General features: G+C 63.5%; 24 protein-coding genes. 13 read left to right on the top strand and 11 right to left on the bottom strand.

The genetic code is table 11. From position 1 onward, the window contains the following. The first annotated feature begins 257 nt into the window (after nucleotides 1-257). The 3 genes from U4Y90_RS08215 (at nucleotide 258) to U4Y90_RS08205 (ending at nucleotide 3,540) form a co-directional block, all read left to right on the top strand. Nucleotides 258-1,736, top strand: coding sequence for an NAD-dependent succinate-semialdehyde dehydrogenase (locus U4Y90_RS08215; RefSeq protein ID WP_321794068.1), 1,479 nt, complete (start codon nucleotides 258-260; stop codon nucleotides 1,734-1,736). 46 nt (nucleotides 1,737-1,782) lie between these two features. Next, nucleotides 1,783-3,201 (top strand): aspartate aminotransferase family protein, encoded by a 1,419-nt coding sequence (locus U4Y90_RS08210; RefSeq protein WP_321794067.1) that lies wholly within the window; start codon nucleotides 1,783-1,785, stop codon nucleotides 3,199-3,201. Between the two features lie 105 nt (nucleotides 3,202-3,306). Continuing rightward, nucleotides 3,307-3,540, top strand: coding sequence for a hypothetical protein (locus tag U4Y90_RS08205; RefSeq protein ID WP_321794065.1), 234 nt, complete (start codon nucleotides 3,307-3,309; stop codon nucleotides 3,538-3,540). 63 nt (nucleotides 3,541-3,603) lie between these two features. Here U4Y90_RS08205 and pqqA read toward each other — a convergent pair whose 3' ends face one another. From pqqA to U4Y90_RS08190, 3 genes are all read right to left on the bottom strand, one after another. Further along, complete coding sequence (gene pqqA, locus U4Y90_RS08200) at nucleotides 3,604-3,678, bottom strand: pyrroloquinoline quinone precursor peptide PqqA (RefSeq protein ID WP_008353049.1); 75 nt, start codon at nucleotides 3,676-3,678, stop codon at nucleotides 3,604-3,606. 283 nt (nucleotides 3,679-3,961) lie between these two features. Continuing rightward, a complete protein-coding gene (locus tag U4Y90_RS08195) occupies nucleotides 3,962-6,883 on the bottom strand; it encodes an EAL domain-containing protein (RefSeq protein WP_321794063.1) in 2,922 nt (973 codons plus the stop codon). A gap of 176 nt (nucleotides 6,884-7,059) precedes the next feature. Then, nucleotides 7,060-8,061 carry a GlxA family transcriptional regulator gene (locus U4Y90_RS08190; RefSeq protein ID WP_415749311.1) on the bottom strand — a complete coding sequence of 334 codons (1,002 nt, stop codon included), beginning with the start codon at nucleotides 8,059-8,061 and terminating at the stop codon, nucleotides 7,060-7,062. 118 nt (nucleotides 8,062-8,179) lie between these two features. Between U4Y90_RS08190 and U4Y90_RS08185 the strand changes: the two genes are divergently transcribed. Continuing rightward, entirely contained in the window at nucleotides 8,180-8,869 is a 690-nt protein-coding gene (locus U4Y90_RS08185; RefSeq protein ID WP_321794061.1) for a DJ-1/PfpI family protein, read from the top strand. Between the two features lie 57 nt (nucleotides 8,870-8,926). Here U4Y90_RS08185 and U4Y90_RS08180 read toward each other — a convergent pair whose 3' ends face one another. Beyond that, entirely contained in the window at nucleotides 8,927-9,349 is a 423-nt protein-coding gene (locus U4Y90_RS08180) for a GNAT family N-acetyltransferase (RefSeq protein WP_321794059.1), read from the bottom strand. Nucleotides 9,350-9,360: 11 nt separating this feature from the next. Next, a complete protein-coding gene (locus tag U4Y90_RS08175; RefSeq protein ID WP_321794057.1) occupies nucleotides 9,361-10,098 on the bottom strand; it encodes an ABC transporter substrate-binding protein in 738 nt (245 codons plus the stop codon). Between the two features lie 89 nt (nucleotides 10,099-10,187). On the opposite strand from U4Y90_RS08175, the gene U4Y90_RS08170 reads away from it, so the two are divergent. Both U4Y90_RS08170 and U4Y90_RS08165 read left to right on the top strand, forming a co-directional pair. Continuing rightward, nucleotides 10,188-10,703, top strand: a complete 516-nt coding sequence (locus U4Y90_RS08170) for a cupin domain-containing protein (protein WP_321794055.1) — start codon at nucleotides 10,188-10,190, stop codon at nucleotides 10,701-10,703. 61 nt (nucleotides 10,704-10,764) lie between these two features. Next, complete coding sequence (locus tag U4Y90_RS08165) at nucleotides 10,765-11,547, top strand: IclR family transcriptional regulator (RefSeq protein WP_321794053.1); 783 nt, start codon at nucleotides 10,765-10,767, stop codon at nucleotides 11,545-11,547. A gap of 14 nt (nucleotides 11,548-11,561) precedes the next feature. Here U4Y90_RS08165 and U4Y90_RS08160 read toward each other — a convergent pair whose 3' ends face one another. Continuing rightward, nucleotides 11,562-11,777 (bottom strand): hypothetical protein, encoded by a 216-nt coding sequence (locus U4Y90_RS08160; protein WP_321794051.1) that lies wholly within the window; start codon nucleotides 11,775-11,777, stop codon nucleotides 11,562-11,564. 273 nt (nucleotides 11,778-12,050) lie between these two features. On the opposite strand from U4Y90_RS08160, the gene U4Y90_RS08155 reads away from it, so the two are divergent. Both U4Y90_RS08155 and U4Y90_RS08150 read left to right on the top strand, forming a co-directional pair. After that, entirely contained in the window at nucleotides 12,051-13,730 is a 1,680-nt protein-coding gene (locus U4Y90_RS08155; RefSeq protein ID WP_321794050.1) for an FAD-dependent oxidoreductase, read from the top strand. After that, nucleotides 13,730-13,939: a DUF2783 domain-containing protein gene (locus U4Y90_RS08150; protein ID WP_321794082.1), complete on the top strand. Its 210-nt coding sequence runs from the start codon at nucleotides 13,730-13,732 to the stop codon at nucleotides 13,937-13,939. The genes U4Y90_RS08155 and U4Y90_RS08150 overlap by 1 nt, the downstream gene beginning before the upstream one ends. On the opposite strand, the gene mobB is transcribed toward U4Y90_RS08150, so the two are convergent. Beyond that, nucleotides 13,918-14,460 carry a molybdopterin-guanine dinucleotide biosynthesis protein B gene (mobB, locus tag U4Y90_RS08145; protein ID WP_321794048.1) on the bottom strand — a complete coding sequence of 181 codons (543 nt, stop codon included), beginning with the start codon at nucleotides 14,458-14,460 and terminating at the stop codon, nucleotides 13,918-13,920. The two genes, U4Y90_RS08150 and mobB, sit on opposite strands and share 22 nt — an antisense overlap. A 183-nt stretch (nucleotides 14,461-14,643) precedes the next feature. On the opposite strand from mobB, the gene U4Y90_RS08140 reads away from it, so the two are divergent. After that, nucleotides 14,644-17,166 (top strand): adenosylcobalamin-dependent ribonucleoside-diphosphate reductase, encoded by a 2,523-nt coding sequence (locus U4Y90_RS08140; RefSeq protein WP_321794046.1) that lies wholly within the window; start codon nucleotides 14,644-14,646, stop codon nucleotides 17,164-17,166. 48 nt (nucleotides 17,167-17,214) lie between these two features. Here U4Y90_RS08140 and U4Y90_RS08135 read toward each other — a convergent pair whose 3' ends face one another. The 4 genes from U4Y90_RS08135 to U4Y90_RS08120 form a co-directional block, all read right to left on the bottom strand. Beyond that, nucleotides 17,215-17,361 (bottom strand): hypothetical protein, encoded by a 147-nt coding sequence (locus tag U4Y90_RS08135; RefSeq protein WP_321794044.1) that lies wholly within the window; start codon nucleotides 17,359-17,361, stop codon nucleotides 17,215-17,217. A 33-nt stretch (nucleotides 17,362-17,394) separates the two neighbouring features. Beyond that, nucleotides 17,395-17,757, bottom strand: coding sequence for a DUF4148 domain-containing protein (locus U4Y90_RS08130; protein ID WP_321794042.1), 363 nt, complete (start codon nucleotides 17,755-17,757; stop codon nucleotides 17,395-17,397). Nucleotides 17,758-17,946: 189 nt separating this feature from the next. Next, complete coding sequence (locus U4Y90_RS08125) at nucleotides 17,947-18,477, bottom strand: GNAT family N-acetyltransferase (RefSeq protein ID WP_321794040.1); 531 nt, start codon at nucleotides 18,475-18,477, stop codon at nucleotides 17,947-17,949. 38 nt (nucleotides 18,478-18,515) lie between these two features. After that, entirely contained in the window at nucleotides 18,516-19,526 is a 1,011-nt protein-coding gene (locus tag U4Y90_RS08120; RefSeq protein WP_415749310.1) for a LysR family transcriptional regulator, read from the bottom strand. A gap of 218 nt (nucleotides 19,527-19,744) precedes the next feature. On the opposite strand from U4Y90_RS08120, the gene U4Y90_RS08115 reads away from it, so the two are divergent. The 4 genes from U4Y90_RS08115 (at nucleotide 19,745) to U4Y90_RS08100 (ending at nucleotide 26,589) form a co-directional block, all read left to right on the top strand. Then, nucleotides 19,745-20,563 carry an alpha/beta hydrolase gene (locus tag U4Y90_RS08115; RefSeq protein WP_321794038.1) on the top strand — a complete coding sequence of 273 codons (819 nt, stop codon included), beginning with the start codon at nucleotides 19,745-19,747 and terminating at the stop codon, nucleotides 20,561-20,563. 92 nt (nucleotides 20,564-20,655) lie between these two features. Further along, complete coding sequence (locus U4Y90_RS08110; protein WP_321794036.1) at nucleotides 20,656-21,852, top strand: efflux RND transporter periplasmic adaptor subunit; 1,197 nt, start codon at nucleotides 20,656-20,658, stop codon at nucleotides 21,850-21,852. A gap of 31 nt (nucleotides 21,853-21,883) precedes the next feature. Further along, on the top strand, nucleotides 21,884-25,084 hold the full coding sequence (locus U4Y90_RS08105) for an efflux RND transporter permease subunit (protein WP_321794034.1): 3,201 nt from the start codon (nucleotides 21,884-21,886) through the stop codon (nucleotides 25,082-25,084). 5 nt (nucleotides 25,085-25,089) lie between these two features. Then, complete coding sequence (locus tag U4Y90_RS08100) at nucleotides 25,090-26,589, top strand: efflux transporter outer membrane subunit (RefSeq protein WP_321794032.1); 1,500 nt, start codon at nucleotides 25,090-25,092, stop codon at nucleotides 26,587-26,589.

The raw sequence follows: 26,589 nt of genomic DNA, 5'->3' as shown, positions 1-26,589 counted from the left end.
TGACTGCCGCCCCGCACAGGGGCAACGCCAATAGACCACTAAAAAATCGGGATCCGGCGAAAAAAAAAAAAAAGCCACAAGAACTCGGCATCCGGCGACAAAACCCGAAGCCCCAAAAACCCGCAACCCACCCCGTCAAAAACAGAAAAAACACCAACCCCCTGAAGGGATAACAAAAAACTCCACCCCACCCACGCCCTTAAAGTAGAAGCATCCGATCAAACAAATCAATGCACGCTTCGAGCAAGGAGACGAACATGCTGCTGGGTCACCCTGTACTCTTCAAATCGCTCTGCTATATCGACGGCCGCTGGGTTCACAGCGACAGTGCCGCGTCAATCGCAGTCACCAACCCCGCCGATCAAAAAGTTATCGGCCATGTGCCGATGCTCGACAAGACGCAAATCGTCAGCTCGATCGACGCAGCCGATCGCGCATTTCAGTCGTGGCGCTGGCTGCCACAGCAAAAACGCAGCGCGTTGCTCTTGCGCTGGCATGAACTCATCATGCGTCATCAGTCCGACCTCGCCGGCATTCTGTCGCTCGAACAAGGCAAGCCGCTTGCCGAATCCAAAGGCGAGATCGCGTATGCAGCAAGCTTCGTCGAATGGTTTGCAAACGAAGCGAAGCGCCTGACGGGACGCACCATCCCCACGCACATCGACGGCGCGCATCTCGGCACCGTCATGGAACCGGCCGGCGTCGCGGCATTGCTCACGCCGTGGAACTTTCCCGTCGCGATGATCACGCGCAAGGCCGCCGCCGCGATTGCCGCGGGTTGCACGGTCGTCGTGAAACCCGCGCACGAAACGCCGTTTTCCGCAATCGCACTCGCGCAACTCGCCGAAGAAGCGGGCTTTCCGCCGGGCGTCTTCAACGTCGTCATCGGCGAGCCGCAAATGGCGATGGAAACGCTCGTCAGCGATACGCGCGTGCGTGCCGTCAGCTTCACCGGCTCGACGCGCGTCGGCAATCTCGTGGCGAAAACAGCGGCGCAGGCGGGCATCAAGAAGCTCGCATTGGAACTCGGCGGCAACGCGCCTTTCATCGTGACCGAGGATGCGGACCTGGAACAATCCGTGCGCGTCGCAGTAGGCGCCAAGTTTCAGACGTCAGGACAGGACTGCTGCGCTGCAAACCGCATTCTCGTCGCGCGTCCGCTGTATGAGCAATTCGTGGCGCGCTACACGGAAGCAGTGAAGGCGTTGACAGTGGGCACGGCGTTCGAAGCGAATGTCGATGTCGGCCCGCTCATGCATCAGGCCGCATTCGATGCGACCGTCGCGCGTGTCGACGATGCGCGGGCGCAGGGCGCGCGCATCACGGTCGGCGGCAAGGCGCATGCACTCGGTGGCTGGTTTTACGAACCGACCGTCGTCGCCGATGCCAAGCCAGGCATGCGCATCTACGATGAAGAGAACTTCGCGCCGATCTCCGCGATCTCTCCGTTCGATACGCTCGACGAAGCCGTCACGCGCGCCAACGATACCGAATACGGCCTCGCCGCCTATGTCTGCGCGACGCGCGTCGACACGATCTTCCAGCTCGTGCGTCGACTCGATTTCGCAATGGTGTCGGTCAACGGCGTGAAATTCACCGGCGCGCCGATTCCGTTCGGCGGCATGAAGGCATCGGGTCTCGGACGCGAAGGCGGCGCGGAAGGCTTCGAGCCCTTCGTCGAAACGAAATACTTTTGCCTCGGCAATCTCGGCCTGCCGCTCACGAGCGCGGCCTGAAAACTAACCTCAAAGACACGCAGAACCGGATATCAAGGAGAATCACATGACCCAGCAGAATCAATCGCTCGAACAACTGTTCGCCGAAGACCGCGCGCACTTCATGCATCCGTCCACGCATGCACACGATCACGCGAGCGGTGCGCTGCCCGGCAAGATCGTCACGGGCGCGAAGGGCATCCGCATTCAGGATCATCAGGGAAAAAGCTATATCGACGCGTTCGCGGGTCTGTATTGCGTGAATATCGGCTATGGCCGCACCGAAGTGGCCGACGCGATCTATGAGCAGGCGAAGAAGCTCGCGTATTACCACACGTATGTCGGTCACTCGACGGATGCGATCATCGAATTGTCTTCGCGCATCATCGACTGGTCGCCCGAAGGCATGAAGAAGGTGTACTACGGCATGTCCGGATCGGATGCGAACGAAACGCAGATCAAGATCGTCTGGTATTACAACAATGTTCTCGGACGTCCGAACAAAAAGAAGATCATCTCGCGCGAGCGCGGTTATCACGGCTCGGGCATCGTGACGGGCAGCCTCACGGGCCTGCCGAGTTTCCATCAGAACTTCGATCTGCCGATCGAACGCGTGAAGCATACGGTTTGCCCGCACTGGTATCGCAAGGCGCCCGCCGGCATGAGCGAAGCGCAATTCACCGCGTATTGCGTCGAGGAGCTGGAAAAGCTGATCGCGAAGGAAGGCGCGGATACGATCGCTGCATTCATCGCCGAGCCGGTGATGGGAACGGGCGGCATCATCGCGCCGCCGCAAGGTTATTGGGAAGCTATCCAGGACGTGCTCAGGAAGCACGACATCCTGTTGATCTCCGATGAAGTCGTATGCGGCTTCGGCCGTCTCGGCTCGAAGATGGGCGCGCAGCACTTCGGCATCAAGCCGGACCTCATCACGGTCGCGAAAGGCTTGACGAGCGCGTATGCGCCGCTGTCGGGCGTGATCGTCGGTGAAAAGGTGTGGGATGTGATCGAAAAGGGTTCGCAGGAATATGGCCCGATGGGGCACGGCTGGACATATTCGGGGCATCCGATTTGTGCGGCCGCGGCAATCGCGAACCTCGATATTCTCGAGCGCGAAAACCTTACGCAGAATGCCGCCGATGTCGGCGCGTATCTTCAGCAGCAGTTGCACACCGCGTTCGATGCACACCCGCTCGTCGGCGAAGTGCGCGGCGCGGGCATGCTCGCGGCGCTCGAATTCATGGCCGACAAGGATGCGCGCAAGCCGTTCGATGCGGCATTGAAGGTCGGCCCGAAGGTCTCGGCCGCGGCGCTCGAACGCGGCGTGATCGCCCGTGCAATGCCGCATGGCGATATCCTCGGTTTCGCGCCTCCGCTCGTCACGACGCGTGAGGAAGCGGACGAGATCGTCGGCATCGTGAAACAGGCCGTGGATGCGGTGGCGAACGAGGTGGTCGGTTCGGCGCTCGCCACGCAGGCAATCTGATTTTTTTGGTGCAACAGGATTTAGACGAGGCCTGCGAAGATTGCGCGCGCGGGTGGCATGCGCGTTGCTGGATAACTTCGATATCCGATCGAAAGGAGATTTACGATGAGCGAAAGCGAAGAGAAGCGCCATCAGCAACCGCATTCCGCACCGCATCCGAATGCAGCGGAAATCGAACCGGAGAATCGCCGTCTCGATCAGCATCCGCATCAAACGGCGGAAGTGCCTTATGGCTCGGGCAAGCAGCCCGAAGTCGCGGGTAAGGGTGGATTCGACGCACGGGAAGCAGAACTGCACGATCCCGAGAATAAACATACCGAACCGCTGCGCCGAAAGTAGTCTTCATACGACGCACGCAGAAAACAGAACGGCCACGAATGTGGCCGTTCTGTCATTTTCCGATTAACGCGTCGCGATGTACATGGTGATTTCAAAGCCGAAGCGCATATCGGTGAAACTCGGGGTTTCCCACTTCATAGAGCCTCCTTGTGCATTGATTGGCCAGACGGATGCCGGGCCATTGCGCGGTTCATCTGCTGCAGGCGCCGTGCAAAGCCGCGCATCCCAAATCGACGCATTTTCAATGCTAGCGCGAAACGCCGCCGACACGATTGGAAATTGCACCGACGTTCATTTAATTTATTTATAGCGGGACGACATGCTATGTGGATTCATCAGGTGAAAGCGCACTGCAATTCAATTGAATGTCGCATCGCGCAATGAGCAGAAAGCGCATAGCTTTGCGCAGTAGCATCGGCGCTCATAGCAACACACTGGCCGTCGTCGAACGCGGCGCGAGCGCCGCGCGCGCGAGCGCGTCGAGCGGAAGAGGCTTGTCGAAGAAGTAACCCTGCGCCTGCGCTGCGCCCATGTCGCGCAGAACGGCGAGCGTCGCCGCGTCTTCGACGCCCTCCGCGACGAGCGTCAGATCGAGCGATTCGGCCATGCGTACGATCGCGCGCACGATCGCGCGGCTGCGAGGACTTTCCGTCAGTTCGAGGATGAACGACTTGTCGATCTTGAGGCCCGTGAACTGATACTGATGCACGTAACTGAGCGAAGAAAAGCCGGCGCCGAAATCGTCGAGCACGACGGACATGCCGTTATCCGCCAGTCGCTGCATCGTGCGACGCGCGAGGTCGGGCTCGGCAACGAGCGCGCCCTCCGTCAGTTCGAGACATACACGCGACGGCGAAACGCGATAGCGCCGCAACAGCGCGAGCACGTCATCGGCGAATTCGGGCCGCGTCATGCTGTAGCTGGAACAGTTCACGTGCACCGGCGGCCAGTGCGCGAACCGCGCATTGGAGAGGATCGCGGCGACGCGTTCGAGCATGTACAGATCGAGCCTGCCGATGAGCCTGAGCCCTTCGACCGACGGCAGAAATTCAGCCGGCCCGACAATCTTGCCATCGGGTTGATGCCAGCGGATCAATGCTTCGAGCGCGACGATCTCACCGCTCTTGACGTCGACGATCGGCTGGAAATAGGGCAGCAGTTCGTCATCGCGCTTGATTGCATTGCGCAATGCGCCTTCGCGTTCCACCTGGTCCGACACCTGGCGTCGCAGTTCCTGATTGAACACGACGAAGCTGTCGCGTCCCGCGTTCTTCACGCGATACATCGCGGTATCGGCATCGCGCAGCAGGTCGGCAGGCTCGGTGTGAAACCGGCTATCCGCGCTCACGATGCCGATGCTGCACGACGAAAACACCACATGTTCTTCGATATGAAACGGCAGATCGAACGCGGCGAGAATGCGCTTCGCGATCGACACCGCATCGCGCACGTGCGCATTCGGCGAGAGCACGGCGAACTCGTCTCCGCCCAGGCGCGCGAGCAGATCCGTCGAGCGCAGGCAGTCGCGCAAACGCGCCGCAGCCTGTACGAGCAGCATGTCGCCGAAGTGATGCCCGAGGCTGTCGTTCACGACCTTGAAGCGATCGAGATCGATGAACATCACCGAAATCTGATCGCCGCGCGTCCGATAGTCGTGCCATGCGCAGCGCAGCTTGTGCATCAGATGGCTTCGATTCGGCAGGCCGGTCAATGAATCGTGCGAGTTTTCGTACAAGAGACGCGCGTTGACATCGTCGAGCTCGCGCGTGCGCGCCTGCACGCGCGCTTCGAGTTCGAGGTTCGCGGCATGCAGCGCTTCGGCGTCGCGACGGCGCGAGAGCGCGGTATCGATATGGCGTGACACGAAGATCAGCAACTCCTGATCGCGCAACGAATAGCGCACGAGCGGCGAGTAGCTCTGTACGGCGAGCACGCCGCGCACGACATCGCCGTCGAAGAGCGGAATGCCGAGCCACGAGCGCAGGCGCACTTCGCTATGCTCGATCTCGAACGCGCCTTCCTCGATGAGACGCAAAGCCTCCGCATGATCGATGAGCCGCGCGCGCCGCTCGCGGATCACGAATTCGGTGAGGCCGCGTTGCCCGCGTCGCGGTGCGGGCTGATCCTGCACGATCTCATCGACGTAATACGGGAACGATACTTCGCCCGTTTCCGTTTCGAAGAGCGCGATATAAAAATTGCGTGCGTAGAGCAGTTCACCGACGATACCGTGCAGGCTGCGAAAGAACTCCATCATGTCGCCGGGACGGCTCGACAATTCTGCGATCTGATAGAGCGCAGCTTGCAAATGCTCGGAGCGCTCGCGCTCCGCAATGCCATGACGCAGCGCCGCGTTGAGCTTCGACAGTTCGGAGGTGCGCCGCGCAACCTGCTCTTCGAGATCGGCGCGGTGCAGGATGCGGTCGAGCGCCATCGCCACATGGCGCGCGACGACGAGAAAGAGCGCGCGATCCTCCGCGGTGTAGATGCGCGATACGTCATAGACCTGCATCGCGAGCATGCCGAATACTTCGTCGCTCGCGTTCTTGAGCGGCGCGCCCATCCAGAATTCCGGACGATCGCCGATGCAATAGAAGCGGCCCGCGCGCTCGGCCGCGCAGATATCGGCGGCGGTGATGAAAAGGGGTTGCGCGCTGGTGAGCACCTGGCCGGTCATCGAGAGGCGCGCTGGATTCAGGATGTCGTAGTTCTCCGCCGCGACGACATCGGTGTCGATCACATCGACGTAATACGGGTACGTGATCTTGCCCGTCTTGCGGTCATAGAGCGCGAGATAGAAGTTCTCCGCGTCGATCAGCGTGCCGAGCCGCTCATGCACGCCGCGCAGAAAGTCGGCGCGTTCGGGCACCGAGCTTGCAAGATAGGAGATTTCATAGAGCACGCGCTGAGTGAGCTGCGCGCGCGCGAGGGCATCGGCCTGCACGCGCTCGCCGAGCGTGCGAGCGAGTTCAGCGAGATGCGCGTCGTCGCGATGCGTGGCCGGCGCAAGCAGCCAGCCGAGCACGCTCTCGCCGCGTCCGGTCGGCCAGCGATGCCAACCGTGCGCCGCGCACAGTTGCCCAAGCCGTTCCTCGGCGATGCTGTGCGGCCAGTCCTGCACGCCGGACAGCGACGCATCGCCGCGCCGCTCCAGATGCAACTGTTCGCCCGCGCGATACCACGCCCACTGCTGCGGGCAGCCCTTCGCGGCGGCGTCGTGCAGCAAGGCGTCGATCGATGACGCCACGGTGGCGAAAATCGTCTCGGCGGTCGCCGCTACGGTTGCGGATTCGACCGCGCTTGCGCGGGCAACCTGCGCATCGTATGCGGGAAACACACTCATCGGCGCTCCAGGCCATATTGCCGCCACATCGGGCGGTTTTTTGTTCAGCGACTGCGTTCGCACGCCGCCCGGGGCGCGCGTCTCAAGCAAACGTTCTTAACGGGCTAACGGCAGGGAGCTTACAGGCTTGAGTATTCGGGACAAAAAAAGCCGCCGCGCGGCACGCATGCGGGCATTCATGCCGGCTGTGCGATATCGCCGCCTTCGTGTCCGGTAAATCTCTCGCGATAGGCCTGCGGCGACACGCCGAGCGAACGCAGAAAGCCGCGCCTCATCGTTTCCTCGGTGCCGAAGCCGCAGCGCGCGGCGACGCGCTTCACGGGCAGCGCCGTATCGCCGAGCAGCCGGCGCGCGGCTTCGAGGCGCATACGCTCGATCGAGCGCGCGGGCGTCGTGCCGGTTTGCACGCGGTAATGGCGCACGAAACTGCGCTCGCTCATGCCGACCCGCGCGGCGAGCACGCCGACCGACAAGTCCGTCGCGAGATTCTCCGCGATCCACGCATGCAGCTCGCCGAAACGTTCGCCGGATTTCTGCAGCGACAGCGCCGCGCTGAATTGCGCCTGTCCGCCAGGACGCTTGAGGAACACGACGAGATGGCGCGCGACATCGAGTGCAAGCGCGCGCCCGAGATCGTCTTCGACGAGCGCGAGCGACAGGTCGATGCCCGCGGTGACGCCAGCGGAAGTCCACACGTCGCCGTCGCGGATGAAGATCGGATCGGGTTCGACCCGGATCGACGGAAAGCGTGTGGCGAGTTCCGTGCAGCGCGTCCAGTGCGTCACGGCGCGGCGCTCGTTCAGAAGGCCGGCGGCCGCGAGCAGAAAGGCGCCAGTGCAGACCGACGCCGTGCGCCGCGCGTGCGCCGCGTGTGCGCGCACCCAGTCGACCAGCTCGCGGTCATGCGCCGCCTGGTGCACGCCCCAGCCGCCCGCGACGATCAGCGTGTCGCAAGGTTCGCTCGCATCGGGCAACGCGTCGCCGACGAGCCCCAGTCCTGCCGATGCGTTCACCGTGCCGCCTCGCGACACGACGCGCGGGCGATACGGCCGCGGCAGGCCCGCCGCGACCGCCAGATCGTTCGCGGACGCGAACACTTGCAAGGGACCGGCGACATCGAGCAACTGGACGTCGGGGAACGCGAGCACTTCGATGAGGCGGGCGGTGTCCGTCGGCATGGCGGTCTCCCGAAACGGGAATTGGCGTAAAACGTGGGTTATGTGTCGATTTCGCCATAGCGTAGCGGCGTAGCATCGGTTCGTCCACTGCAAAAACCACCAACCCAAGGAGATGACGATGACGCTACATATCGGCCTGCTGCTGTTTCCGCGCGTACAGCAACTCGACCTGACCGGCCCCTACGACGTATTCGCGTCCATGCCCGACACGAAGGTGCATCTCGTCTGGAAGACGCGCGAGCCCGTGAAATCCAGCGCCGGCATGATCCTGACGCCCGACGTCAGTTACGCCGATTGCCCCGCGCTCGACGTGCTGTGCGTGCCCGGCGGCACGGGAGTCGGCGATCTGATGGAGGACGACGAGACGCTCGCCTTTGTGCGCGAACAGGCGGCGGGCGCGCGTTACGTGACCTCGGTCTGCACGGGCTCGCTCGTGCTCGGCGCGGCGGGCCTTCTGCGCGGCAAACGCGCGACGACGCACTGGGCGTATCACGAGCTGCTCGCGGAACTGGGCGCCATTCCGGTGCGCGAGCGCGTCGTGCGGGACGAGAATCTCTTCACGGGCGGCGGCATTACGGCGGGCATCGATTTCGCGCTGACGCTCGCAGCGGAACTGGTGGGCGAGCACGAGGCGCAGGCGATGCAACTGCAGATGGAATACGCGCCGGCCCCGCCGTTCGATTCCGGCGATCCGGCCCGCGCGCTCGCGTCCGTCGTCGAGGATGTGCGCGAACGCTGTGCGCCGTCGCTGGCCGCACGCAGCGCGATCACGGCGCGCGTCGCGGATCGGCTGAAATCGAATGCGTAATGCAAAACGCATCATGCAAGATGGTTCAATGCATGCGTAATGCAAAATTCCAGATGCCTAGAAGCGTTTTTGCATGAAATAGCGCGGCTGGCCTGCGTGAAAATCGGCGAGTTCGCCGAAGGTCTCGTAACCGCAGCGCGCGTAGAGCGCGCGCGCTGCGGGATTGACCGTGTCGAGCCACGCGGCGCGACAACCGCGTTTTCTCGCTTCGGTTTCGGCGGCTTCGAGCGCGCGCGTGCCAAGGCCGCCGCCGCGCACGTCCTCGCGTAGCCACAGCCACTTGATGAAGAGCCAGTCCCACGCGGTGTAGCCCGCGAGGCCGCCGAGAAAATCGTCCCCGCGATAGAGCGACACCGCCAGATCGCGCTGATGGCTCGGGCCGAGCTGCGCACGGTTGAATGCGGCAAGGCCGCCCGCGACATCGCGCTCGAAGCTCGCATCGATCCAGTCGGTGACGGCGAGCGTGACGTCCGTGGTCATATCGGACGTGTTCAGTCTTGCGCGGCCGGCGCGACCGACGCGCCCTCGATGCCATGCCGCGCGAGCGCCTGCGCGACGAAGCCCGAGCGCTTCACGTCCTCCACGAAGTCGCGCAGATAACGCGCGGCTTCGTCGCCACGGCCCTTCGGCAGGCCCATCGCCTGCTGGATCACCATGAAGTGTCCGTCGAGCAAACGTACGCCGGGCGTGCGCGCCGCATCGGCCTGGAGTTGTTGCTTCACGCCTGCCGCGACTTCGAGGTTGTCGCGCAGAAAAGCGTCGACGACGGTCTGCGACGACTCCGTGCGCACGATTTGCGCATGTTTGATCTCGCGCGTGAGAAAGAGGTCGTACGCGCTGCCCTTGCCGACCATGATGCGATTGCCTTCGCGATCGACATCCTCGTTGCGCGTGAGCGGCGACGCATCGCGCACGAGATAACAGCCTTCGATCAGCACATACGGCGCTGTGAACGCGATACCCGCGCCGCGCAGCGGATCGATCGCGAAGAAGCCGATGTCCGCGCCTTCGTTCGTGACGGCCTCGACGGACTCGGCGGCGCGATCGAACGAGGTGAACGCAACCGGCACGCCGAGCCGCGACGCCAGCTCGCGCGCGATATCCACCGATACGCCGCCCGGCTCCGTGCCGCCGGTGCGATGCGCGAGGATGGGATTGCCGAGATTGATCGATGCGCGCAGTGTGCCGGTCGGCGCGAAGGCGTTCAGCAAGGAAGCGGAAAGAGTCATGGCGTCCGTCGATAAGTGAAAGAGGAATGGCGACACGAGCAATCCGATGCAGAATACGCGAACCGCAACCGCTCTGCCAAAGGATCGACATGCCACGCGAACGCATCGACAGCCGCGAATTGATTCAGCGTCTGAAGCTCGAGCCGCATCCGGAAGGCGGATTCTTTCGCGAGACGTATCGCGCGAAGGGCCATGTCATGCGCGAAAGCGAAAGCGCTGGCGCAACGCGTTCGGCGTCCACCGCGATCTATTTCTTGCTATGCGATGGCGCGCATTCGGCATGGCATCGCATTCGTTCCGATGAAGTCTGGCACTTCTACGCAGGCGACCCCATCGACGTGCACGTGCTCGATGCGAACGGAACGCTCGTCACGCATCGTCTGGGCAATGCGCTCGATCATCCGGATACCGTGTTTCAGGCCGTCGTCGAGGCGGGCGACTGGTTCGCGGCCGAATGCCACGATGCAAAGGGCGCCGCGCTCGTGGGCTGCACGGTCGCGCCGGGCTTCGAGTTCAGCGAATTCGAACTGGCCGCGCCGGGCACCCTGGAAGCGCGCTATCCGCAGCATCGTGAACTGATCGCGCGCCTCGGCCCCAAAGTATGACGATCCGCGCGCCGGTGCGGTTATCATCGCGCGCATCATCGACAACAACACAAGGTCAGGCATGAGCGCTGTGCGCCGCGGGATTCAATCGATCGAAGTGGGTGGGGCGCTCCTGCGCGCGCTCGTGGATCATGGCGGTCCGATGCTGCTCGGCGATCTCGCCAGGAAAGCCGGCATGCCTTCGGCGAAGGCGCATCCGTATCTCGTGTCATACGGCAATCTCGGCCTGATTCAGCAGGACCCCGCAACGGGCCGCTACGAACTCGGGCCGTTCGCGTTGCAGATGGGGCTCATCAGTTTGCAGCGCGTCGATCCTGTGCGCCTCGCAATCGAGGAAGTGACCAACATGACGCCGCGCATCGAGCATACGGTCGCGCTCGCGAGCGCGGGCAGCTATGGACCGACCATCGTTCACATCCGGCAGGCGAGCGTGCCCATTCACGTGACGATGCGCACGGGCACGGTCATGTCGCTGCTGCAGACCGCGACCGGCCGCGCATTCGCCGCCTGGCTGCCGCCGATGACCGTCGACGCGCTCGTTGCGATCGAGCGCGCGGGCGCGTTGCAGATCGGCGCGGAACGCCGCGACTACACGCGCTCGCAGATCGATGCGATGCTCGCCGAAGTGCGCGAGCACGGCCTCGCGCGTGCGATCGACGAACCGGTTGCGGGCATCAGCGCGATGAGCGCGCCGGTGTTCGATCACACGCGCAATATCGTGCTCGCGATCACGGCGATCGGCCCGAGCGGCTCGTTCGATGGCGCGTGGAACGGCGACATCGCGAAGGCGCTGCACGGGTGCGCGCAACGCGTATCGAAGATGCTCGGCTTCGTCGCCGTCTGATCGAAGCAGAACGGTCAGACCGGACGCCAGTGCCCCGGCACCCACTGCCAGTGGTTGCCTTCCCATCGATAGTGCCCCTTCACCCAGCGATACCCCGTTGCGGGCGGCGGCGGCATGACTTCCGCCACGGGCGCGGGCTGCGGCGGCCGCGCGGGTTCGACGACACAACCCGACAACAGCGCGCCCGCGGTCATCGCGCTGACGAACATCAGTAAAGCCTTCGCTTTCATACGTTTTCATCCTCTAATGTTCAATGGGATTGACGCCGTTCGCGCGTCTTGTCTCTTGAACGCGCGCGCCTTGCGGAAACCGTCGCACGCGTTTGTAAGCGGATGTAAGTACCCGATGCGGTCCCTTCGCTGCGTCCACATACGGGTAAACGTAGATTCAACAATATAAAACGACTTGTACAATGATGAACAGCTAACCGAAAGCGAAGCGATTTCGCACCTGAGCCGGACGTCGCGCAAAGACGTGCAGGGCTCGACGATGGAGACGATCGAATGTCCGTGAATTACGCCAGTCTGCGTTTCGAATATGAGCGCGCGCCCGACCACGATGCGCCTGCGTCATCGCCTTATCCCGTCGCGGTCATCGGCGCGGGCCCGGTCGGGCTCGCCACGGCCATCGATCTCGCGCAGCAAGGCGTGCGCACCATGTTGCTCGACAACGACGATACTGTGTCGACGGGTTCGCGCGCCATCTGCTTCGCCAAGCGCACACTGGAGATCTTCGATCGCCTCGGCTGCGGCGACAGGATGATCGAGAAGGGCGTGAGCTGGAATGTCGGCAAGGTGTTTCTGCACGACGATCTCGTCTACACATTCAATCTTCTGCCGGAAACGGGCCATTCGCGGCCGGCTTTCATCAACTTGCAGCAGTACTACGTCGAAGGCTTTCTCGCCGAGCGCGCGATGCAACTGGAGCAACTGCAACTGCGCTGGAAGAGCAATGTGACCGGCGTGACGCAGCATGAGGATCACGTCGAATTGCAGGTCGAAACGCCCGACGGCGTGTATCCGCTCAAGGCGCAATACGTGGTGGCCGCCGATGGCTCGCGCAGCGCGATGCGCAAGCTCCTCGGTCTCGACAGCCACGGCCGCACGTTCAAGGACCGCTTCCTGATCGCCGACGTGAAGATGAAGGCGCCGTTTCCGACCGAGCGCTGGTTCTGGTTCGATCCGCCGTTTCACCGCAATCAGTCGGTGTTGCTGCATCGTCAGCCGGACAACGTGTGGCGCATCGATTTTCAGCTCGGCTGGGACGCCGACCCGGTCGCGGAAAAGGAGCCGGAGCGCGTGATTCCGCGCGTGAAGGCGCTGCTCGGCGAAGATGCCGAATTCGAGCTCGAATGGGTGAGCGTCTATACGTTCTCGTGTCTGCGCATGGATGACTTCAGGCACGGGCGCATCATTTTCGCGGGCGATTCGGCGCATGGCGTGTCGCCGTTCGGCGCGCGCGGTGCGAACAGCGGCGTGCAGGACGCGGACAATCTCGCGTGGAAGCTGAAGCTCGTCGTGAACGGCGATGCGCCCCACACGTTATTGGATACCTACGCGTCCGAACGCGAATACGCCGCCGACGAAAACATCCTCAACTCGACGCGCGCGACCGACTTCATCACGCCGAAGAGCGCAGTGTCACGCCTCTTTCGCGACGCGACGCTCAATCTCGCGAAGGATTGCGCATTCGCGAGGCGCATGGCGAACAGCGGGCGGCTCTCGGTGCCCGCGGTGCTGCGCGATTCGACGCTCAACACGCCGGACAAGGAAGGCGACGCCTTCGCTTGCGCGATGATTCCCGGCGCGCCCTGCGTGGATTCGCCCGTGCGCGTCGATGACCGCGATGCATGGCTCCTGCCGCAGACGCACGGCGGCGCGTTCACGGGCATCTATTTCTGCGGTCTGGGTCACGGCCCCGAGGTCTGCGCGCAAAGCCTCGCAGCGCTGGCCGGCGGACCGGTCCCCGTGCGCGCGCTGATCGTCGTGCCTCGCGGCATGATGTGCGCGGTGCCGGGCGTGACGGTCGTGGAAGACGTGGAGGGCATGGTCGCCCATCGCTTCGACGCGCGACCCGGCACGTTCTATCTGCTGCGCCCCGATCAACACGTGTGTGCGCGCTGGCGTGCCTTCGATGCCGCATCGGTCGCGGCGGCGGTCAAGCGTGCAACCTGCAACGGATGATGAATCGTATGAAGCTCAATCTCGAACTGAATATCGCGGATCACGATGCGTTCTACGAGCGCCTCATCGACACGCACAACGGACTTTCCGACGAAGCGAGCCAGATGCTCAACGCGAAGCTCGTATTGCTGCTCGCTAATCACATCGGCGATAACGAGGTGCTGACCGAAGCGCTGGCGATGGCGCGTCACGGCCTCGCCGCGAGCTGATCGTTCAACGCAATGCCCACGCGTTCGCAGATGAACGCGCCGATGCTCGCGATGTCGTTCAGATCGAGCATCGGCAACGTCGATTCGATCGCGGCGGCATCGTCGGTTGCGATCGCGATTATCTCCACATCGGTCTTGTAGAGCGGATCGCGGCCCGCCGAGGGCCGCACGACTTCGAGCCGCGGGATCGCTTCGCGCGTGAATCCTTCGACGATCACGAGATCCGCGTGAGAGAGCCGCGCGGCCAGTTCGCCGAGCGGCGGCTCCGCGTCTCCGTTCAACTCGCGCACGATCGCATAACGGAACGGCGATGCGATCAGCACTTCTCCCGCCCCCGCGCGACGAAAGCGCGCACTGTCCTTGGCCGGCGGCTCCAGCTCGATCGAGTGATGACTATGCTTGATGACGTTGACCGTGATGCCGCGTGCGCGCAGCCACGGCAAAAGCGCTTCGATCAACGTGGTCTTGCCCTGGCCCGAGCGGCCCGAGATGCCGAAGAGCGGCGGATGACGCGAATTCATGCGAATGGTCGGCTGATTGTTCTGGTTTCGATCAAGCGAGTTTAACGGGTCGATGGCGAGCGGGGAGAAATCGCGCTATCGTCGGGCATTGCCTTTGCGGCAGGTTACGCCGGCGCGCGAGCGCAGTATTCCGACCCCATCGCCTTATCGCGCGCGAAGCTCAGCAATCAAAGGATCTCCGACATGGCCGAAGACAATCCCAGTACCGCTCTCGCACCGCAGCAGTTTTCCGTCGACGTGATGCTCGAAAAATATGCGAAGGGCGACGAGACGCGCGTCGAGGATATTTATCGCCGAGTGGCGCGCGGCGTCGCGCAAGCCGAGCCGAACGAGACACGCGCGAAGATCGAAGCCGAGTTCGTCGACAACTTCAAACGAGGCGCGCTCGGCGCGGGCCGCATCATGAGCGCGGCGGGCGCGGGCATCGACGCGACGCTCATCAACTGCTTCGTGCAGCCCGTCGGCGATGCGATACAGGGCGTCGATAGCAACGGGTTGCCGGGCATTTACGTCGCGCTGTTGCAGGCGGCCGAGACGATGCGTCGCGGCGGCGGCGTCGGCTATAACTTTTCCGCGATCCGTCCGCGTGGCGCGCGCGTGCATTCGACAGGATCGGCGGCTTCGGGACCGTGCAGCTACATGGATGTGTTCGATGCATCGTGCCGCACCGTCGAGAGCGCCGGGGCGCGGCGCGGCGCGCAGATGGGCATTCTCGATTGCACGCATCCCGATCTGCTCGAGTTCATCGCGGCGAAGCATACGAAAGGGCGCTGGAATAACTTCAATGTTTCGATCGCGGTGACCGACGCGTTCATGCAGGCCGTCGCCGACGACGCGGCATGGCAACTCGTGCACAAGGCCGAGCCGTCTCCCGCGCAACGAGCCGCCGCGGACATGCATCAGCGCGAAGACGGCATGTGGGTCTATCGCGAAGTGCAGGCGCGCGAAGTGTGGAACACGATCATGCGCTCGACATACGATGTCGCGGAGCCGGGCGTCGTGTTCATGTCGCGCATGAACGACGACAACAATCTGCGCGCCATCGAGGCGATTCGCGCGACCAATCCATGCGGCGAACAGCCGCTGCCCGCATATGGCTGCTGCAATCTCGGTCCGCTCAATCTGACGCGCTGCGTGCGCGATCCGTTCGCGCAGATGCGCGGCGGCGCGCCGTCCTTCGACTGGGACGGGCTCGCGCGCATGACGCGCACGCAAGTGCGCTTCCTCGACGATGTGCTCGAAGTCACGCTGTGGCCGCTCGACGAACAGGCGCGCGAAGCGGCCGCGAAGCGCCGCATCGGCGTCGGCTTCACGGGCCTGGGCGATACGCTCGTGATGCTCGGCTTGCGCTATGACGCGCAAGAAGGGCGCGACTTCGCCGCGCGGGTCGCCCGCACGATGCGCGATGAAGCGTATCGCGCATCCGTCGAGCTCGCGAAGGAACGCGGCAAGTTTCCGCTCTTCGATGCGAAGCGTTATCTGGAAGAGGGCACGTTCGCCTCGCGTCTGCCGGATGACATCAAGAGCGCGATACGCGAGCACGGCATCCGCAACAGCCATCTGCTCTCGATCGCGCCGACCGGCACCGTGAGCCTTGCGTTCGCGGACAATGCATCGAACGGCATCGAGCCTGCGTTCTCGTGGACGTATCAGCGCACCAAGCGCATGGCGGACGGCTCGCGTCAGACCTTCGCGGTCGAAGATCACGCGTATCGGCTCTATCGCGAGATGGGCGGCGACGTGAACGCGCTGCCCGAATACTTCGTGAGCGCACTCGAAATGTCCGCGCACGATCACATGGAAATGATGGCGGCGGTGCAGCCCTTCGTCGATACATCGATTTCGAAGACCGTGAACGTGCCCGCGGATTATCCGTTCGACAAGTTCCAGGATCTCTATTTCGAGGCGTGGCGGCGCGGTTTGAAGGGGCTCGCGACGTATCGGCCGAACGAGACGCTGGGCGCGGTGCTTTCCGTCACGCCCGCGGAAACGCCGAGCGATTCGCCCGACCCGGAACTCGATCTCGATCCGCTGCGCATCGCGATCGATCATCGGCCGAAGGGAGAACTGCCCGCGATCATCGAAAAAGTCGAGTATCTGACGCAGGCGGGCAAGAAGTCGCTCTATCTCGCGGTGTCGTTCATCGAAGTGACGGGGCGCATCGCGGGCGAGGACGTGACGATCGAGCGGCCCATCGAGTTCTTCATTCCGACAGGACAGCGCGACGAATCACAGCAATGGATCACGGCGACCATGCGTTCGATCTCGCTGGCTGCGCGCGGCGGCTTCGCGGCGCGCACGCTTCAGGACATGCGCAAGGTGTCGTGGGATCGCGGACAGGTGCGTCTCGGCGATGTCGAGCGGCTCGACGGACATCGCACGCCACGCTGGCACGATTCCGAAGTGGCGGCGCTAGCGTATGCGATCCAGCAGATTCTTCATCGTCGCGGTTTTCTCGACGCAGAAGGAAACCAGGTACCGTCGCGCGTGCTTGCGCGCAAGCGCGCCGATCGCGCGCCGCATCCGGTAGCTATAGACGATGAACGCGACGACGTATCCGAGCGTACCGCGCAAGGCGAAATCGATCCACATAGCCTTCCCCAAATGCACGGCCGTAAATGCGCGACGTGCGGCGCCAATGCAGTGATCCGCAAGGACGGCTGCGACTTCTGCACGTCATGCGGCGAAATCGGCGCGTGCGGTTGAGTTGAAGAAAAAAGGCGCGGAATGTTATCCGCGCCTTTCATGCCTCGCTCAATGCGAGCGTTCAGTACTCTCTTTCGTCTCTTGCACTTCGGCCGATGAACGCGCGGCATGCTGCGTGAACGGATGCCATACCGGCGTGACCGAAGGAAGCTCGTCGAGAAGCGAGAACTGATCGAGTGACGTGTTATCGAACATGATGACCTCTTGAATCTTTCGCGGATCGCGTGATCAACGCGTCACGCTGACTTGTACCGCCGAGCCGTTGGCATAGTCGACGATCTCACGGTTATGCGCTTCTGCTTGTGCCGCATCGCGTGCGCGCTGCTCGCTTTGCGCGGCGACGGCGTCGCCCCACATGCTGCGCTCGGGATACGAGTTACGGTTCAAGGCCGGCAACGAGCCGTTCGAATACGCCGCAGCCAGTTCCGCGCGCACTTGCGCGCGCGTCTTGGGCGTATCGCCTGCATTCGTTTGCGTCTGAACCTGATACGTGCCCGCATGGCCGATGCCCTGGCCGCCCTCCGCGAAAGCGGTGGTGGTGACGACAGCGGAGATGGCTGCGAGAGAGAACCCCGTGATGAGCTGTTTCATGCTTGCGACTCCTTTCATTCCGATGCAGCGTGCGGGCAAATGCGGATTGCATTCGGCGTTGAGCGCGCTGCGTTGGGAGTGAATGTAGTCGCGCGGTACGTGCGGATAAATGCCGTATCGGCGAATAGATTTATCGATTTCGGCGAATAATCGCGACGCGCCTTGCTGCGCAAGGGTTTGCGAGGCGCGTCAAACGAGCTGCTTGTGGAAGAAGGTGGTGCCGCAGAGCGTGCCGTCAGGCATCAGCGCGTAGTTCGGCACGACGCCGACGCGCTGCCATCCCGCGCGTTCGTAGAGGCGTTCGGCATCGCCGCCGGTGACGGTATCGAGCACGAGAACGGACTTGCCTGCCGCACGCGCGGCAGCATCGGCGGCGGTCATCAGGCGCTGTGCGATGCCGCGACGTCTCGCCCGCCGCACGACGAGCATCTTCGCGATATCCGCGCGATGCGTCTGATTTTCCGGCTGATCGATGACGACTTGCACGGTGCCCAGCACATGTCCTTCGGCGCTTTGTGCAACGAGCAGAATGCGTTCGTTGCGCGCGACGCCGTGTGCGACGCGCGTCCAGAATTCGACGGCCTTTTGCCGCGGGATCGGCAACATGAAACTGACGGACGCGCCGCCTTCGACGCAGTCGATGAGCACGTCCGCCAGCGCTTCGATATATCCCGATGCTTCGTTCGCGCCGACGCGGCGCACGGTGATGTCGTTGTTCATTATTCGTCCGCCGTGGCCGTCTGCCGGCAAGTGCTTATCTACGCAACGACATCTTCGGTGCCCGCGACTTCCGGCGTGCCATGCCGCACGATAGCGGGCGACGACGCGCTCGTCGGCAGGCAGCGCTCTTCCGCATCCTTCTGACCTTGCAGCAACGGGCAGCGCTCGAACAGCTCGGCGGCCCAGTCGACGAACACGCGCACCTTCGGCGACAGATGCCGGTTATGCGGATACACCGCGGAAATGGGCATCGGCAGCGGGTTCCATTGCGGCAATACTTCGACGAGCTCGCCCGCGCGCAGATACGGCAAGGCCATGAAGCGCGGCACCTGAATGATGCCGACGCCCTTCAATCCGCAACTCAGATACGCTTCGGCGTCGTTCACCGCGATCATGCCGCGCATCTTCACTTCGATGGTTTCATCGTCGACGACGAAATCCATATCCATGATGCGGCCCGTGCGGCTCGAAAAATAATTGACCGCTGTGTGATTCTGCAAATCGTCGATGGTTATCGGCGTGCCATTGCGTTCGAGATATTGCGGGGCCGCCACCGTCACGCCCTGAAACACGCCGATGCGCCGCGCGACGAGGCTCGAATCCTGCAGCGTGCCCACGCGAATCACGCAATCGACGCCTTCCTGAATCAAATCCACGGGCTTATCGCCGAAGCCCATCATCAGCTCGATATCCGGATAGCGCGTGTGGAAATCGCATAGCTGCGGCATCACGATGAGCCGCCCGATCGCGCCGGGCATATCCACGCGCAATTTGCCGTGCGGACCTTTGCCGTTGTTCGAGAACGAGCCTTCCGCTTCCTCGATGTCCGCGAGGATGCGCACGCAGCGTTCGTAGTACGCCGCGCCGTCCGGCGTGAGATTGAGCCTGCGTGTCGTGCGCTGAAGCAGCCGCACGTTCAGATGCGCTTCCAGATTCTGGATGATCGTCGTGACCGAGGCGCGCGGCAGATTGAGCGTGTCCGCTGCGCGGGAAAAGCTATTGGTGTCGACGACGCGGGTGAAGACCTGCATTGCTTGTAGCCGATCCATGTTCTCTCACCTTCTTTGCCTGGCGACGCAACTTATTAAGTGCGCGCTAAAGAATGACCGAAATAACAATCGCGAGGGATAACCACGATTGTTCGGTGCGACCGAATTGTGTTGCCGGATTATAGGCATTTATCTAAAAAGGCGCGGACTCCAGAATTCGCAGCATCGCAACCTATGCGTGAAGGCCTTGCAGAATCGGCCTCGCACCGAAAATAACCATGGCAACACTGTTGGATCTGGAGTCGAGCCCGCGCTTGTGCATCGAAGATGTGCACATCACGGGACACGCGCAACCGATCACATTGCGCAGCTATCGCCCCGCGTCGGACGGGACGGTGCTGCCCATCGTTCTTTACTTCCACGGCGGCGGTTTTATTCGCGGCGGACTGGACGACGCGGAGATCGCCGCCGCGACGATCGCACGCGATACGCCCGCGTGGGTGATCTCGGTCGGCTACTCGCTCGCGCCGAAGTTTCCGTTTCCCGCCGCGCCCGAGGACGGTTATCGCGCGGCGCAATGGGCTGTCGCGCATGCCCGCGCGCAGCGCGCGGACCCGCAGCGCATCGGCGTCGCGGGACATGACGCGGGCGGCAATCTCGCGACGTGCGTCGCCGCCATCGCGCGCGACCGTGGCGATATTCGCATGTCCGCGCAAGCGCTGCTCGCGCCGCTGCTCGATCCGAGCATGACGCGCCTCGCCGACGAACGCAAAGTGCTGTGCCCCGATTTCGAAGCGTGCGAATGCGCGCAGTGGTATCGCGCGTATCTGCCGAATCCGTCGCAACGCCTGCATCCGTATGCCGCGCCGCTCGAATCGCGCCGTCTCGGCGGCCTGCCGCCCGCGATGATCGCGAGCGCCGAGCACGATCTGCTGCATATCGAGGCGGAGAAATACGCGGGCGAGCTGATCGCGGCAGGCGTGCCGACCGAGGTTACGCGTCATGGCAAGACTTCGCATCAGGCGCTCGCCGCGCATCCCGATGCGCTCGCGGATGTCGTCGCGTTCTTCAGGAAGCGCCTCGCACGCGGGAAATAGTCCCACGAGAAGCCACACGAGATCACCGCAAGATTCGGCACGCCAGCCACGCATCGCACAACAACAATCTCAACGTAACCGGAGCCTTTCACATGTTATTCACTCGCAAACGCATCTACGCCGCGCTAGGCGCCGCGCTGATCGTCGCCGGCGCGGGCGGCTACACCGCCTGGCGCGGTCACGGCGATTCGGCGATGAACGAAGCCAAAGCCGCCGCGCACAGCCCGACTGCAACGGAAGTGGACGTCGCGGCCGTGGTGTCGAAGACCATCACCGACTGGCAAAGCTATTCGGGCCGGCTCGAAGCGGTCGATCACGTCGACATTCGCCCGCTCGTGCCGGGCACGATCGTCGCCGTGCATTTCAAGGACGGCCAGCTCGTGAAGAAGGGCGATCCGCTGTTTACGATCGATCCGCGCCCGTACGAAGCCGAAGTGGATCGCGCCCAGGCGCAGCTCGCGGCGGCGCAGGCGCGCAACGGTTATACGTCGACGGACGCGGCGCGCGCGGAACGCCTGCTCGCCGACAACGCGATCGCCAAGCGCGATTACGACGAGAAGCAGAACGCCGCGCGCGAGGCCGTCGCCAACCTGAAGGCCGCGCAGGCTGCGCTCGAAACCGCGAAGATCAATCTCACGTACACGCATATCGTCGCGCCCGTGGCGGGCCGCGTGTCGCGCGCGGAGCTCACGGTCGGCAACATCGTGTCGACGGGCGCGAACGCGCCCTTGCTCACGACGCTCGTGTCCGTGTCGCCGATCTACGCATCGTTCGATGTCGACGAGCAAACGTACCTGCGCTATCTCGGCCGCGATGCGGGCAGCAGCGTGCCGGTGTCGCTCGGTCTCGCGAACGAGGACGGTTATTCGCGCGAGGGTGTCGTCGATTCCGTCGATAACCGGCTCGATACGACCTCTGGCACGATCCGCGTGCGCGCGCGCTTCAACAACCCGGACGGCACGCTGGTGCCGGGCCTCTATGCGCGCGTGAAGGTCGGCGGCGGCAAGCCGCATCCGGCCGTGCTCGTGGAAGACGAAGCGATCGGCACCGATCAGGACAAGAAGTACGTGATGGTCGTCGACAAGGACAACCGCGTGCAGTACCGCGAAGTCACGCTGGGCCAGACGCATGAAGGCCTGCGCGTGATCTCGAAGGGCCTGCAGCCGGGCGAGCGCATCGTCGTGAACGGCTTGCAGCGCGTGCGTCCCAACGATGTGATCAAGGCCAACAACGTCGCGATGGACAGCGGCGGCGATGCGCCCGCCGTGAAGACGGCATCCGCACAGTGATGCGCGTGATCCGCAACAGACAGAACTCGTCATGAACATATCCAAATTCTTCATCGATCGCCCGATCTTTGCGGGCGTGCTGTCGGTGGTCGTGCTGCTGGCGGGCATCATCGCGATGTTCAAGCTGCCGATCTCCGAGTATCCGGAAGTCGTGCCGCCCTCGGTCGTCGTGCATGCGCAGTATCCCGGCGCGAACCCGAAGGTGATCGCGGAGACCGTGGCCTCGCCGCTCGAAGAGCAGATCAACGGCGTCGAGGACATGCTCTACATGCAGTCGCAGGCCAATAGCGACGGCAACCTCACGACCACGGTCACGTTCAAGCTCGGCACCGATCCGGACAAGAACACGCAGCTCGTGCAGAACCGCGTGAACCAGGCGTTGCCGCGTCTGCCGCAGGACGTGCAGCGTCTCGGCGTGACGACGATCAAGTCGTCGCCCACGTTGACGATGGTCGTCCACCTGAACTCGCCCAACGGCCGCTATGACATGACGTATCTGCGCAACTATGCGCTGATCAACGTGAAGGACCGGCTCGAACGCATCGCGGGCGTGGGCGAAGTGCAGTTGTGGGGCTCGGGCGATTACTCGATGCGCGTGTGGCTCGACCCGCAAAAGGTCGCGCAGCGCGGCATGACGGCGACGGATGTCGTCAACGCGATCCGCGAGCAGAACGTGCAGGTCGCGGCCGGCGTGATCGGCGGATCGCCGACGCTGCCGAACGTGCCGCTGCAACTGAACGTGAATGCGCGCGGCCGCTTGCAGAACGAGTCGGAGTTCCGCGACATCGTGCTGAAGACTTCGCCCGACGGCGCGGTCACGCATCTCAGCGATGTGGCGCGCGTGGAGCTTGCCGCGTCGGAATACGGCTTGCGCTCGCTGCTCGACAACAAGTCGGCGGTTGCAATCGCAATCAACCAGCAGCCGGGCGCGAACTCGCTGCAGATCTCCGACGAAGTCCGCAAGACGATGAAGGAACTGCAGGCGGACATGCCCGCAGGCCTGGAATACCAGATCGTCTATGACCCCACGCAGTTCGTGCGCTCCAGTATCGAGGCGGTGATTCACACGCTCGCGGAAGCCATCGCGCTGGTCGTGCTCGTCGTGATCGTGTTCCTGCAGACATGGCGCGCGTCGATCATTCCGTTGCTCGCGGTGCCGGTGTCGATCGTGGGAACGTTCTCGCTGCTGCTTGCATTCGGGTTCTCGATCAACGCGTTGTCGTTGTTCGGGATGGTGCTCGCGATCGGTATCGTCGTCGACGATGCGATCGTGGTCGTCGAGAACGTGGAGCGGAACATCGAAGCCGGCTTGTCGGCCAGAGAAGCCACGTATCAGGCGATGCGCGAAGTGAGCGGGCCGATCATTGCGATTGCGCTGACGCTGGTCGCGGTGTTCGTGCCGCTCGCGTTCATGTCGGGTCTCACGGGCCAGTTCTACAAGCAGTTCGCGATGACCATCGCCATCTCGACGGTGATCTCCGCGTTCAACTCGCTGACGCTGTCTCCGGCGCTCGCGGCGCTGCTCCTGAAAGGCCACGACGAGCCGAAGGACTGGCTCACGCGCGGCATGGACCGTGTGTTCGGCGGCTTCTTCCGCGGCTTCAACAAGGTTTTTCATCGCGGCTCGGATGCGTATGGCAAGGGCGTGAAGAGCGTCATCAATCGCAAGGCGCTGATGATGGTCGTGTATGCCGTGCTGCTCGGCGGCGCGGTGCTGATGGGCAAGGTCGTGCCGGGCGGCTTCGTGCCCGCGCAGGACAAGGAGTACCTCATCAGCTTCGCGCAGTTGCCGAACGGCGCATCGCTCGATCGCACCGAAGGCGTGATCCGCGAGATGACGGACATCGCGATGAAGCAGCCGGGCGTGGAAAGCGCGGTGGAGTTTCCGGGCTTGTCGGTGAACGGCTTCACCAATTCGTCGAGCGCGGGCATCGTGTTCGTCACGCTGAAGCCCTTCAAGGAGCGCGTGCATGACAAGGCGCTGTCGGCGAACGCGATCGCGGGCGCGCTGAATCAGAAGTACGCGGGCATCAAGGGCTCGTTCATCGCCGTGTTCCCGCCGCCGCCGGTGCTCGGCCTCGGCACGCTCGGCGGCTTCAAGATGCAGCTCGAAGACCGCGGCGCGCTCGGCTATGCGGCACTTGCCGATGCGACGCAGGCGTTCATCAAGCGCGCATCGCAGACGCCCGAGCTCGGACCGACGTTCTCGAGCTATCAGATCAACGTGCCGCAGTTGAACGTCGATCTGGACCGCGTGAAGGCGAAGCAACTGGGCGTGTCGGTGACGGACGTGTTCGACACGATGCAGGTCTATCTCGGCTCGCTCTACGTGAACGACTTCAACCGCTTCGGACGCGTGTATCAGGTGCGCGTGCAGGCCGATGCGCCGTTCCGCGCGAGTCCGGAGGACATCGGCTTGCTGAAGACGCGTAACGCGAACGGCGACATGGTGCCGCTGTCTTCACTGGTGAAGGTCACGCCGACGTACGGTCCGGAAATGGTGGTGCGCTACAACGGCTACACCGCCGCCGACATCAACGGCGGTCCGGCGCCGGGCTACTCGTCGGGTCAGGCGCAGGCCGCGGCGGAACGCATCGCGGCGGAAGTGCTGCCGCGCGGGATCAAGTTCGAATGGACCGATCTCACGTACCAGCAGATCCTCGCGGGCAATGCGGCGCTGTGGGTGTTCCCGATCAGCGTGCTGCTCGTGTTCCTCGTGCTCGCGGCGCTGTATGAAAGCCTGACGCTGCCGCTCGCGGTGATCCTGATCGTGCCGATGAGCATTCTGTCCGCGCTGGTCGGCGTGTGGCTCACCGACGGCGACAACAACATCTTCACGCAGATCGGCCTGATGGTGCTGGTGGGCTTGTCCGCGAAGAACGCGATCCTGATCGTCGAGTTCGCGCGCGAGCTGGAAATGCAGGGACGCTCGATCGTGCAGGCCGCGATCGAAGCGAGCCGGCTGCGTCTGCGCCCGATCCTGATGACATCGATCGCGTTCATCATGGGTGTAGTGCCGCTCGTGTTGTCGACGGGCGCGGGCTCGGAAATGCGTCATGCAATGGGCGTCGCGGTGTTCTTCGGCATGCTGGGCGTGACGCTCTTCGGCCTGATGCTGACGCCGGTGTTCTACGTGATCCTGCGCAAGCTCTCCCGCACGGAGCACGTGACGGACAAGCACGGCTCGCATCCGCAGATGCGCGGTATCGGTGCTTCGTATGAAGCGCAGTGAGGTGAATGATGAATAAGCTGCATGTTTTATCGAGTCTGATGGCGTCGTTGCTGCTCGTCGCGGGTTGTTCGCTCGCGCCGACCTACGAGAAGCCCGATGTCAACGCGCCTTCCGCATACAAGGAAACGCCGCAGAAGACACTCGACGCATCGGAAACGGGTACGTGGAAAACCGCGCAGCCCTCCGAAGAGATGATGCGCGGCGAATGGTGGACGCTCTTCGACGACGCGTCGCTCAACGATCTGGAAAAACAGGCGCAGGCCGCGAACCAGAATCTGAAGGCCGCGGCGGCGCGCGTGAAGGAAGCGCGCGCGATCAACCAGACGGCGCGCGCGGGTCTGTTCCCGACGCTCGACGCGGGCTTCGGCCCGACGCGCGAGAAGCTGTCGCCGGCGTCGCAGTTCCTGCCCGCCGACGGCAACGTGCCCGCGCAAACCCTGTGGCGCGCGCAGGCGAGCGTGTCGTATGAGGTCGATCTGTTCGGCCGCGTATCGAACTCGGTGCAGGCCGCGAACGCTGACACGCAGCAAAGCGAGGCGCTGTTCCGTTCGGTGCAGTTGGCATTGCAGGCGGATGTCGCGCAGAACTACTTCAATCTGCGCGAGCTCGATGCCGAATCCGATGTCTTCACGCGCACCGTGCAGTTGCGCGAGGAAGCGCTGAAGCTCGTGCAACGCCGCTACACCGAAGGCGATATCAGCGAGCTCGATGTGGCGCGCGCGAAGTCCGAGCTCGCGACCGCGCGCTCGGACGCGATGACGGTGCAACGTCTGCGCGCGGCATCGGAGCATAGTCTCGCGGTGCTGCTCGGCAAGACACCCGCCGAATTCACGATGGCCGCGAATCCGTTGCAGCCGGTGACGGTGCGCGTGCCGCCGGGACTGCCTTCTGCGTTGCTCGAACGTCGGCCGGATGTCGCGGCAGCGGAACGCGCGATGGCGGCGGCCAATGCGCGCATCGGCGTGGCGAAGGCGGCGTTCTTCCCGTCGCTCACGCTGACGGGCTCGGGCGGCTTCGAATCGGCGACGCTCGGCGATCTCTTCAAGTGGTCGAGCCGCACGTTCCTGCTCGGACCGTTCGCGGGCACGGCGCTGAACATCCCGATCTTCGATGGCGGCCGCCGCAAGGGCAATCTCGCGAATGCGCGCGCGGTGTACGAAGAGGATGTCGCGAGCTATCGTCAGCAGGTGCTCGTCGCGTTCCGCGAGGTGGAGGACAACCTGTCGGATCTGCGCATCCTCGAAGACCAGACCGCGACGCAGGACGATGCGGTCAAGGCGTCGGTGCGGGCCGCGCAGCTATCGCGCACGCAGTACACCGAAGGCGCGGTGAACTACCTCGACGTGATCGATGCGGAGCGCACGGTGCTGCAGACACAGCGTGCATCGGTGCAGTTGCGCGGCACGCAGGCGGTGTCCACGGTGAACCTGATTCGCGCGCTGGGCGGCGGCTGGGGCGATGCGAAGCCCACGCCGGTGCCCGAGCCGAGTCTCGCGCAGAAGTGA

The organism is Caballeronia sp. J97, assembly GCF_905220305.1.
Lineage (GTDB): Bacteria > Pseudomonadota > Gammaproteobacteria > Burkholderiales > Burkholderiaceae > Caballeronia.
This window is presented reverse-complemented; position numbering and strand designations above follow the sequence as displayed.

Excerpts from the sequence above, each read along its gene's own strand:
- U4Y90_RS08215 (WP_321794068.1), top strand. The coding sequence starts at position 258 with ATGCTGCTGGGTCACCCTGTACTCTTCAAATCGCTCTGCTATATCGAC.
- U4Y90_RS08210 (WP_321794067.1), top strand. The coding sequence starts at position 1,783 with ATGACCCAGCAGAATCAATCGCTCGAACAACTGTTCGCCGAAGACCGC.
- U4Y90_RS08205 (WP_321794065.1), top strand. The coding sequence starts at position 3,307 with ATGAGCGAAAGCGAAGAGAAGCGCCATCAGCAACCGCATTCCGCACCG.
- U4Y90_RS08195 (WP_321794063.1), bottom strand. The coding sequence starts at position 6,883 with ATGAGTGTGTTTCCCGCATACGATGCGCAGGTTGCCCGCGCAAGCGCG.
- U4Y90_RS08190 (WP_415749311.1), bottom strand. The coding sequence starts at position 8,061 with ATGCCGACGGACACCGCCCGCCTCATCGAAGTGCTCGCGTTCCCCGAC.
- U4Y90_RS08185 (WP_321794061.1), top strand. The coding sequence starts at position 8,180 with ATGACGCTACATATCGGCCTGCTGCTGTTTCCGCGCGTACAGCAACTC.
- U4Y90_RS08180 (WP_321794059.1), bottom strand. The coding sequence starts at position 9,349 with ATGACCACGGACGTCACGCTCGCCGTCACCGACTGGATCGATGCGAGC.
- U4Y90_RS08175 (WP_321794057.1), bottom strand. The coding sequence starts at position 10,098 with ATGACTCTTTCCGCTTCCTTGCTGAACGCCTTCGCGCCGACCGGCACA.
- U4Y90_RS08170 (WP_321794055.1), top strand. The coding sequence starts at position 10,188 with ATGCCACGCGAACGCATCGACAGCCGCGAATTGATTCAGCGTCTGAAG.
- U4Y90_RS08165 (WP_321794053.1), top strand. The coding sequence starts at position 10,765 with ATGAGCGCTGTGCGCCGCGGGATTCAATCGATCGAAGTGGGTGGGGCG.
- U4Y90_RS08160 (WP_321794051.1), bottom strand. The coding sequence starts at position 11,777 with ATGAAAGCGAAGGCTTTACTGATGTTCGTCAGCGCGATGACCGCGGGC.
- U4Y90_RS08155 (WP_321794050.1), top strand. The coding sequence starts at position 12,051 with ATGTCCGTGAATTACGCCAGTCTGCGTTTCGAATATGAGCGCGCGCCC.
- U4Y90_RS08150 (WP_321794082.1), top strand. The coding sequence starts at position 13,730 with ATGAATCGTATGAAGCTCAATCTCGAACTGAATATCGCGGATCACGAT.
- mobB (WP_321794048.1), bottom strand. The coding sequence starts at position 14,460 with ATGAATTCGCGTCATCCGCCGCTCTTCGGCATCTCGGGCCGCTCGGGC.
- U4Y90_RS08140 (WP_321794046.1), top strand. The coding sequence starts at position 14,644 with ATGGCCGAAGACAATCCCAGTACCGCTCTCGCACCGCAGCAGTTTTCC.
- U4Y90_RS08135 (WP_321794044.1), bottom strand. The coding sequence starts at position 17,361 with ATGTTCGATAACACGTCACTCGATCAGTTCTCGCTTCTCGACGAGCTT.
- U4Y90_RS08130 (WP_321794042.1), bottom strand. The coding sequence starts at position 17,757 with ATGAAACAGCTCATCACGGGGTTCTCTCTCGCAGCCATCTCCGCTGTC.
- U4Y90_RS08125 (WP_321794040.1), bottom strand. The coding sequence starts at position 18,477 with ATGAACAACGACATCACCGTGCGCCGCGTCGGCGCGAACGAAGCATCG.
- U4Y90_RS08120 (WP_415749310.1), bottom strand. The coding sequence starts at position 19,526 with ATGGATCGGCTACAAGCAATGCAGGTCTTCACCCGCGTCGTCGACACC.
- U4Y90_RS08115 (WP_321794038.1), top strand. The coding sequence starts at position 19,745 with ATGGCAACACTGTTGGATCTGGAGTCGAGCCCGCGCTTGTGCATCGAA.
- U4Y90_RS08110 (WP_321794036.1), top strand. The coding sequence starts at position 20,656 with ATGTTATTCACTCGCAAACGCATCTACGCCGCGCTAGGCGCCGCGCTG.
- U4Y90_RS08105 (WP_321794034.1), top strand. The coding sequence starts at position 21,884 with ATGAACATATCCAAATTCTTCATCGATCGCCCGATCTTTGCGGGCGTG.
- U4Y90_RS08100 (WP_321794032.1), top strand. The coding sequence starts at position 25,090 with ATGATGAATAAGCTGCATGTTTTATCGAGTCTGATGGCGTCGTTGCTG.